This window comes from Bacillus sp. LR_5, assembly GCF_042709275.1.
In genome coordinates this window covers 1-8,273 of record NZ_JAVAXX010000278.1, presented here as the reverse complement: position 1 = coordinate 8,273, position 8,273 = coordinate 1, and the positions used below count along the sequence as shown (strand labels likewise).

At 41.9% G+C, this 8,273-nt stretch carries 10 protein-coding genes and 2 pseudogenes; 1 reads left to right on the top strand and 11 read right to left on the bottom strand.

Annotated elements, in window-relative coordinates:
• Nucleotides 1–195: 195 nt before the first annotated feature.
• Together ykuV and ahpA are read right to left on the bottom strand one after the other, a co-directional pair.
• Nucleotides 196–642, bottom strand: coding sequence for a thiol-disulfide oxidoreductase YkuV (gene ykuV, locus RAC86_RS31595; protein WP_014476671.1), 447 nt, complete (start codon nucleotides 640–642; stop codon nucleotides 196–198).
• Between the two features lie 71 nt (nucleotides 643–713).
• Nucleotides 714–1,256, bottom strand: a complete 543-nt coding sequence (gene ahpA, locus RAC86_RS31590) for a biofilm-specific peroxidase AhpA (RefSeq protein WP_003245371.1) — start codon at nucleotides 1,254–1,256, stop codon at nucleotides 714–716.
• Between the two features lie 236 nt (nucleotides 1,257–1,492).
• On the opposite strand from ahpA, the gene mscT reads away from it, so the two are divergent.
• On the top strand, nucleotides 1,493–2,296 hold the full coding sequence (mscT, locus tag RAC86_RS31585) for a small-conductance mechanosensitive channel protein MscT (RefSeq protein ID WP_377886427.1): 804 nt from the start codon (nucleotides 1,493–1,495) through the stop codon (nucleotides 2,294–2,296).
• Nucleotides 2,297–2,332: 36 nt separating this feature from the next.
• Here the strand turns inward: mscT and RAC86_RS31580 are convergent, their stop codons facing one another.
• From RAC86_RS31580 to abbA, 9 genes and pseudogenes are all read right to left on the bottom strand, one after another.
• Nucleotides 2,333–2,578, bottom strand: a complete 246-nt coding sequence (locus RAC86_RS31580; protein ID WP_003232382.1) for a YkuS family protein — start codon at nucleotides 2,576–2,578, stop codon at nucleotides 2,333–2,335.
• A gap of 61 nt (nucleotides 2,579–2,639) precedes the next feature.
• Nucleotides 2,640–3,764, bottom strand: coding sequence for an N-acetyldiaminopimelate deacetylase (locus RAC86_RS31575; protein WP_038428899.1), 1,125 nt, complete (start codon nucleotides 3,762–3,764; stop codon nucleotides 2,640–2,642).
• 69 nt (nucleotides 3,765–3,833) lie between these two features.
• The gene (gene dapD, locus RAC86_RS31570; RefSeq protein ID WP_003218680.1) at nucleotides 3,834–4,544 is read right to left on the bottom strand and encodes a 2,3,4,5-tetrahydropyridine-2,6-dicarboxylate N-acetyltransferase; all 711 of its coding nucleotides are present in this window, start codon (nucleotides 4,542–4,544) and stop codon (nucleotides 3,834–3,836) included.
• Nucleotides 4,545–4,648: 104 nt separating this feature from the next.
• Nucleotides 4,649–5,104, bottom strand: coding sequence for a flavodoxin (locus RAC86_RS31565; RefSeq protein WP_003245242.1), 456 nt, complete (start codon nucleotides 5,102–5,104; stop codon nucleotides 4,649–4,651).
• Nucleotides 5,105–5,119: 15 nt separating this feature from the next.
• Complete coding sequence (locus RAC86_RS31560; RefSeq protein WP_377886425.1) at nucleotides 5,120–6,013, bottom strand: WD40/YVTN/BNR-like repeat-containing protein; 894 nt, start codon at nucleotides 6,011–6,013, stop codon at nucleotides 5,120–5,122.
• Nucleotides 6,003–6,443, bottom strand: a pseudogene (locus RAC86_RS31555) (flavodoxin); the annotation flags it as partial. The pseudogene RAC86_RS31555 and the gene RAC86_RS31560, both read right to left, overlap by 11 nt.
• 147 nt (nucleotides 6,444–6,590) lie before the next feature.
• A complete protein-coding gene (ccpC, locus tag RAC86_RS31550; protein WP_003232387.1) occupies nucleotides 6,591–7,472 on the bottom strand; it encodes a transcriptional regulator CcpC in 882 nt (293 codons plus the stop codon).
• Between the two features lie 147 nt (nucleotides 7,473–7,619).
• Entirely contained in the window at nucleotides 7,620–8,063 is a 444-nt protein-coding gene (cbpB, locus tag RAC86_RS31545) for a cyclic-di-AMP-binding protein CbpB (RefSeq protein WP_003218674.1), read from the bottom strand.
• 137 nt (nucleotides 8,064–8,200) lie between these two features.
• Nucleotides 8,201–8,273 (bottom strand): annotated as a pseudogene (abbA, locus tag RAC86_RS31540) (AbrB antirepressor AbbA); the annotation flags it as partial.

The window sequence follows — 8,273 nt, the reverse complement described above, 5'->3', positions numbered from 1 at the left end:
AGATATGAGATTTATCTAAAATTGAGGAAAAACATCAAAAATTAGCTGTGTTTTCTAGCGTATCAATCAAACAAACCATCAATTCCTATACCCAAATTTGGAAAAATAAGCTTCTTACTCTTCTTCCATTGCTTTTTGCACAAATAAAAAACCTGATGTGATCAGGTTTTTAGGAAATACTATTTAGTCAGATACCTATTCCGTTTCAGCCAGAACGCGGTTCACACGTTTTTCGAGCATTTTCATACCGCTCCCGCCGGCTTGGAAGTGACGGAGCTGTCCTGTTTTATCAAACACATAATACGCAGGTACGTATTCATTTTCAAATGCATCGGTTAAAGCATGGTCACTGTCAACAAAAATCGGCTGAGTGATATCGTGTTCAGCGGCTGTTTCTTTAATTTTACCAAGGTCAAGATCATCTTCGGAACGGGGCATATGCACAGCTACAACATTCAGCTGATCTTTATATTTATCACGAAATTCATTCACTTGCGGCATCGCTTCTTTGCACAAGTGGCAGCTGATGGACCAGAAATGAATAAGCGTCGGCTTTTCCCCAATCAATTGCTCTCTCGTCACTTCACCATTTAACCAAGCTTTTTCTCCCGTCAATTCCGGCATGGGCTGACGTAATTTCATTGCTTTTTCCCTCCTATTTTAAAAGAGAGGCCTAACGAATATGCTAGACCGCTTTTCGTTCTTGGAAAGAATTAGAGTGTTTTTTGGCCTGGTTTCCAGTTAGCCGGACAGAGTCCGCCAGTTTGCAGCGCCTGGAGAACACGAAGCGTTTCATCAACATCACGCCCAATGTTGTTATGGAAAACAGTTTGATATTGAAGCTCCCCTTCAGGATTAATAATAAACAATCCGCGCAAAGCCACACCTTCTTCTTCGATTAAAACGCCATATTCCCGGGATACCTCATGGTTTGTATCAGCAGCAAGCGGGTATTTCAGCTGGCCAAGACCGTTTTCTTTGCGGTCTGTATTGATCCAAGCTAAATGAGTATGGATGGTATCAGTTGAAACCCCGATGACTTCTGCATCAAGATCTTCGAACTCGTCATAGCGGTCAGACATTGCTGTAATTTCTGTCGGACAAACAAAAGTGAAGTCCATTGGATAGAAGAACAGCACTGTCCATTTGTCGTTTTTCATGTTTTCCTCAAGACTTACTTTGCCGAATTCTTTGCTTGCAAGGACTGCTTCCATTTCAAAACGAGGAGCTTGTTTACCTACCATACGTTCTGCCATATGTATCCCTCCAATTTATTGTTTGGCTTAAAGGTCAAAATCGCATGAAAATAAAGGGTGATTAACCATTTTTAGTTATATTGCAATGCCATTATATAAAAGCAGATTTCCTGAGTCAATTTTTAACAAATCATGTATGTCTTTGGCTTCGACATTTTTGAATAAAACGTTTAACATGGTCATGTACAGGGTAACTAGCCTCAATGTGCAGCAATCAATTAGAAAAGGAGCTCAACATGGACTTTATTAAACAATATGATTGGGCGGGACTGATTACAAATGCCGGTGTTCTGCTCATTAAACTCGCCATTATAATATTGCTCTATTTTATCGTTCGATCATTAGGCATGAAAATCATTAAACATCTGTTTGCAAAATTCGAGGAGCAGAATAGCTTGTCTATCGGACGTGCACATACGCTCCGAAGCCTGACTCTTAACATATTTGCTTATACATTGATTTTCATATTTTTCGTCATGGTTCTAGATTTGTTTCATTATGATCCAAGCGCTCTTTTAGCGGGGGCAGGAATCGTCGGCCTGGCTGTCGGATTTGGCGCCCAAGGGCTTGTCAGTGATATCGTGACAGGTTTTTTTATTTTGCTTGAGAAACAATTGGATGTCGGAGATTATATTACCGTTTCCACCTTTGACGGAATTGTCGAGCAGGTTGGCTTAAGGACAACTCAAATCCGCAGCTTTGACGGAACACTGCATTACATCCCCAACCGAAACATCACAAACGTGAGCAATCATTCTCGTGGTACCATGCAGGCTCTTGTTGACATTAAAGTGCCGGCTGAAAGAAATATTGATGAAATGATTCATATTTTACAGCAGGTTTGTGATGAGACGGCAGCGGCTCTTCCACAAATAAAAGAAGGCCCAAATGTCATCGGGATTCAAGAACTGGGGACTTCTGAAATTGTAATCAGGGTCATTGCCAAAACAGAAAATATGGAACAGTGGCGAGTCGAACGAGTGTTGAGAAAAGAAATAAAGAACGCGTTCGACCGCGCTTTCCCTAAAGAAACAGAATAAATAAAAGAACCGAAGCTTTTTGCTTCGGTTTTTATATTACTGAATTCTGCTTTCAACTTCGCTGCAAATTTCTTCAGCCGTCATCCCGGAAGCTGTAATGACAGGTGCTTGTGTTACCGTATCGGCTATCCCTTGCACATTATTATCAAGACCTGTTACGACACAGCAGTCACAGCCTTGAGCATCAGCAGGGCTTTTCATCATTACAACGTCATATCCTTTTTCTTTTAAAGCAGCTTCTACATCTGATAACGATTGTTCAATTCCAATTTTTTTAGCCATTTTTGAACACCTCCGTTTACTAGAGTGCTCATTTTATGGAATTTTATTCTTTCATTTGTGCTTAATTGGCATAAACAGAAAAATAACCTGTCATGACATGAACCGCTGTTTCTATCGCATTTTCATCGGGATTCAGCTTAGCATGATGAAGCCCATGTTCAGAATCAGCGCCGAGCCAGAACATGAAGCCGGGATATTTTTTCAGCATATAGCCAAAATCCTCCCCAGTCATTGCTTCTTTTGCTTCAATTACTGTCGCCAGTTGATGTTCAGCAACAAAAGACATAAACTCTTCTGTTAATCCGCTCGTATTGTAAACTTGGTGATATACAGACGGATATGTCACTTTTCCTTTGCAGCGGAATCCGATTTCGATTCCTTTCACCACATCTTCAATCCGTTCCTTTACTTGTTTCATCGATTCTTCAGAAAGCGTGCGGATCGTGCCTTCCAGGTGGGCCGTTTCCGCAATGATATTTTGTGCCGAGCCTCCGGTAATGGTACCAACTGTAATAACAGCACTGTCTAGCGGATCTGTGTTTCTAGAGATAATCGTTTGCAGCTGGGTGACAAGTGTACTTGCCGCTACAACCATATCCTCAGCCAAATGCGGATATGCCGCATGTCCCCCTTTGCCTTCCAGATCGATGACTAGCTCTGATGTATTCGCAAATAGAAGGCCGCTTTTTGTCGCAATGGTGCCTACCGGAAGCTCTGGAGCAATATGAAGCGCAGTGATGAAATCAGGCTGCCACTTTTTTAATACATCGCTCTCAAGCATTGGTTCCGCACCGCCAGGCCCTTCCTCTGCCGGCTGAAACAGAAAAAGCAAATCATGTTTGACTGGGTGGTGAACAAAATGATCAATAATGCCGAGTGCAATCGTCATATGCAAATCGTGACCGCAGGCGTGCATGTTGCCGTGATGCTCTGATGCGAATGGAAGACCAGTTTGCTCTTCTATAGAAAGCGCATCGATATCCGCTCTGTACGCCAGCATTTTTTCCGGCGCCGTCCCGTTCACTTTTACAAAAAGCCCTGTTCGCCATTTCTCAATTTCAATTCTGTCTTGCGGATATTGTTCCAAGACATTTAATAAATACTGCTGGGTTTTGAACTCCTGAAATCCAAGCTCCGGTATACGATGCAGATCTCTGCGAATTGCGATGAGCTCCTCTTTCTTCATTTCTATTCCTCCTGCCTATACGAATAAGGCGTGGATATATTATCCACGCCTTTTTTATCAAACTTTTCCTTACAGCTGGCGTAATTCCTGCTTGATTTCAGTTTTGCCTTTTGTTTTTTCATCAATGTCTTTGATTTTTTTAGCTGGTGTGCCTGCAACGACAGTGTATGGCTCAACGTCGTTTACCACGATCGCTCCCGCAGCAACAACAGCTCCTTTACCTACTGTTACACCTTCAAGCACAACAGCATTTGCGCCGATTACGACGTCGTCTTCAATCACAACCGGTTTAGCGGATGGCGGCTCAATAACGCCCGCAAGTACAGAACCCGCGCCGATATGGCAGTTTTTTCCGACAGTAGCTCGTCCGCCAAGCACAACGTTCATATCAATCATTGTGCCTTCGCCGATGACTGAACCGATATTAATAGAAGCACCCATCATGATGACTGCGTTATCACCGATTTCAACTTGGTCGCGGATGATCGCGCCCGGCTCGATACGCGCTTTGATGTTTTTAAGATCAAGCATTGGGATCGCAGAATTGCGGCGGTCATTTTCAACCACATAGTCTTCGATTTTGCTTTGGTTTTCTTCGATTGCTGTTTGGATTTCGCTCCATTCACCGAAAACGACACCAGTGTTTCCGTTGATAAAAGCTTTCGCAGATTCACCGAAATTGATTCCTTCCAGCTCACCTTTCACGTAAACCTTTACAGGTGTAGATTTTGTACTATTTTGAATAAATGAAATAATTTCATTTGCGTCCATCATTTTCATATGTATAGTCCTCCTCCTGATTTTCTACCTCATTACTGTATCAAAGGAAAGATACAAAGACAAGAAAAAAAGGAACAGCCGTTTTAGCAGTTCCCAGTGAGTGATCAGACAGCGCACCCGCTTTTCTTTGCGAATTGTCTCCCGAAGTTTATTAATTCTTCCTCTTCTTCACCTTCTGGATTATTTTCGATTTTTACCGAAGGCAGCACAATGTCTCCACCGCGTTCTTTTATTTTTGCCTCTAGCGTATCAACCGCTCCGCAGAAAAATTCATATGCTGTATCACCGGAACCGAATACAGCGCATGTTTTGCCGGAAAAATCAATCTCCTCCATGTCTTCAACAAGATCTAAAAATTCATCAGGCAGATCTCCGTCTCCCCACGTGTAGGTTCCCATTATGACATGGTCATAATCGGTAAACAGCTGGGCATCATCAATATCCATTGCTTCGAAACGGTCTACTTCTGCTAACGCCTCCTGAAGCCCCTTTTCAATCAAATCTGCCATAGCTTCAGTGTTGCCTGACATTGTTGCATAAACGAGCAAAATCTTCGCCAATTCCTTGTTCCTCCTCTAATGAATCATTGCTGAAACTTCGTACGGCTGGACAAATTTACATTCATACAAGCCTGCGCAAAAGAAATTCTCTTTCTGATTGGCCACTCTCCATCCATGCCCCTTAATGGTATCGAACCATTTTAACGATCGGGCTTCGAGATCAGCCTGGTAAATTCTCGAAAAACCATTTTCATCTTGTGTTGTAGTGACATATATAATGCCATCATCCTCTGAAAGATCAAGAAATGACTCTTCTTTTCTGATCATACTGGATTGAATGATGAATTCTTCACCATTCAAAAGATTCCGTACAGTGACAGCACCGTGCTTTCCTTTCACAGAACCCATCGCCGCCACCAGCCAATTTTCATTGAACACGAGCATGGATGCCGTCATCCGGTTTTTTTCTTTTTTGACAATTTGGACAGTGTCACGCTTAATGTCGTAAGCCCAAATGCCGCCAAAATATGCGTGTATTTGCGTGCCAATAAAAAGATTGCCCCCGTGAAGGCATAGCGACCGGATAACAGGGGGATTATGAAATTCGGCAAAAGGTTTGGCTACGCGCCATGAGACACCAAAATCATCCGATACATAAATACAATGCTTACCGTGGGCGCAGACAAACCCGTTGTTTCTGCCGGTAATCGCCCACACTGTTGCATTTGTCGGAAAGCTCGACATCGTCCAGGTTTTCCCTTCATCAGCCGAACGAATGACTGTTCCCTTTTCACCAACACCAAATAAGTAAGGCCCTATGTAGCTGATACAGTGTATCTTACTTTTCAAACGAAAAAGCTTTCTCCAGCCCTGCTCCAAAGAATAATGAAAAATGCCTTCTCTTTGTACCGCCACAAAATATCCAGAAAACGCCGATGCCGTAACAGCAGTTGCTCCTTTATGAAACATGGCTTTTTTCCTTGTTCATATAATCTGCCCATGCAAGAAAACCTCTCGCAAACGCTCGGCAGCTTTCCACATCTTCATCCGTTTCAGGCGCTAATTCAATTTTTAGTGTTTCCTGGTAAACAGCAGCTCCCGCCTCTTGCAGCATGGCATTGAACAAATTCACCGCTTCGCAAAACTTTGGATAAGAATAATCGCCAGACCCGAAGCAGGCTGTTTTTAAACCATGAAGCTGAAGCTGTTTGACCTCTTCGAAAAAATCCTCCGCTTCGTAGGGCAAATCGCCGTCCCCCCATGTATAGGTGCCAATCAGTACATAATCATAGGAGGTTAAGCAAGACACATCCACATCATCTATCTCGACACAATCGATATCCAACTCATATTCCTGAAGCGTATCTTTTATTATGAAGGCAATGTCTTCTGTATTTCCTTACATGCTGGCTTATGTAATCACGGCTTTAGCCTTGTTATCACCCCATTAGTTGATAATGATTTTCAATATCATATGTAACACTTTAAATGATAATGATTTTCATTGTCAACAGATAAATAAAAAAAAGACAGCACCTCGCTGTCTTTAAAATGGATTTTCCTGATCCAGCATATCCTTTATCACTTGTACAAAAGCTTGAACTTGTTTCAGTTCAAAGGCAGGCTCATAGCCTAATAACCATGTATCCCGACCGATCGGATGCCCTTTCATGTCTAAAAGAGGCATTTTATTCACTTTATCTTCATTTTGAAGGGTAACAGACGGCAAAATGGCATAACCGATTCCGTGCAGCGCCATCTGTTTGCACGTTTCAATCTGATCAACCAATATCGTCTGTTTCGGCGACGTTTTAAATTTTTGATGCCACCAGTGCTGAATTTCCTGAAAATAAGTGCTATCACTTTTAAACTGGATAAACGGCCGTTCTGTATGGGCAATATCTTCGATGCAGGAAATTTCAGTATCCACTAAATACAGATGATCTGTCATTAAGTAATCTTTGCGCCCCTTCCACTCAGGGTTGCCTCTTATAATGCCGATATGAACCTGATCCTCATACAAGCTTTTCAGCATTTCGCTGCTCCACCCGGTTATGAGCGAGATCTTTGCATTCGGATACTTTTCCACATACGTCTTCAGGACTTTAGGGAGCCAATGCTGACCGATTATGGAGGCGACGGCAAGCTTCAATGTGCCGTGAATTTCACCTTCAAGCTCGTCAATATTTTCTCTTATTCTTTCCTGCTCTAATGTCACATCATTCGCAAACTGAATGATTTTCTCACCGGCGGGCGTTACCGTTAATCCTTTTTGAGATCTTAAAAAGATTTTTGTTCCCCACGCCTTTTCAATGGTTTGTAAGCGCTGAGATAAAGCCGGCTGAGATACAAAAAGCCGTTCTGCCGCCTTTCTCATATTTAATTCCTCAGCTAAAACTACGAGCATATGAAGCTCTTGAAGCTGCATGTCGTCCTCCTTTTTGTTATCAATAAGTTTTTCTTATCTCCCATTCTAATAAAATCTTAGTTTCTTATTCAAGCCCTATTCTCGTTTAAATTATGTATGCGCTTTCTTTTTTCACTCTGCCTATATAATAAAAATAGGCCGTACAGCCTACTTATTCAATGAGCGTATATGCTTATTCAATTCCTTTAAAACGACTCTTCTCGTAAAAATCCCTTCAAATACCTGCTCGTCATTTTCAACACAGACAAATCCGTTATTAATGACCATGCCGAATCCCTTCATAATCGGATCATTGATATGAAGGCGCGGAATGTCGGTCAGCATGACTTCCTCAACAGTGATTTGGTCAAGCTTTTCAAACTCAATTCGCTCAAGTCCAAAAATACTGTTCATGATCATATTTGTCCCGATTAAGCCATGTAAACGGTAGGAAGGATCCAGAACCGGGATGGCTGTGTATCCGGTTTTTGTCAATACTAATAATGCATGCTCAAGGTTATTTCCGACTTGCACGTGCGCTACTTTGTCCGCCTCAATCATAAATTGTCCGACTGTTGCCTCAAGAAGTTGATCTGATTGTAAGCTTATCATGTTTTCGACCCCTTTTCATTTTCATCATCAATACATTCCCTATATTGCAATAATATAAACTTTATCAGTATTTGTCGAAAAGTTTCCTTTCAATAAAAAAGATACTCTTTGTGGAGTATCAATTATAGGGTGTCCCATTAATTTTCAAATCGAAATCGGTCGTATAGCGTTACAAGTTTTTTGTAGGTGGTTCCGTCAACGTTTTTGGTC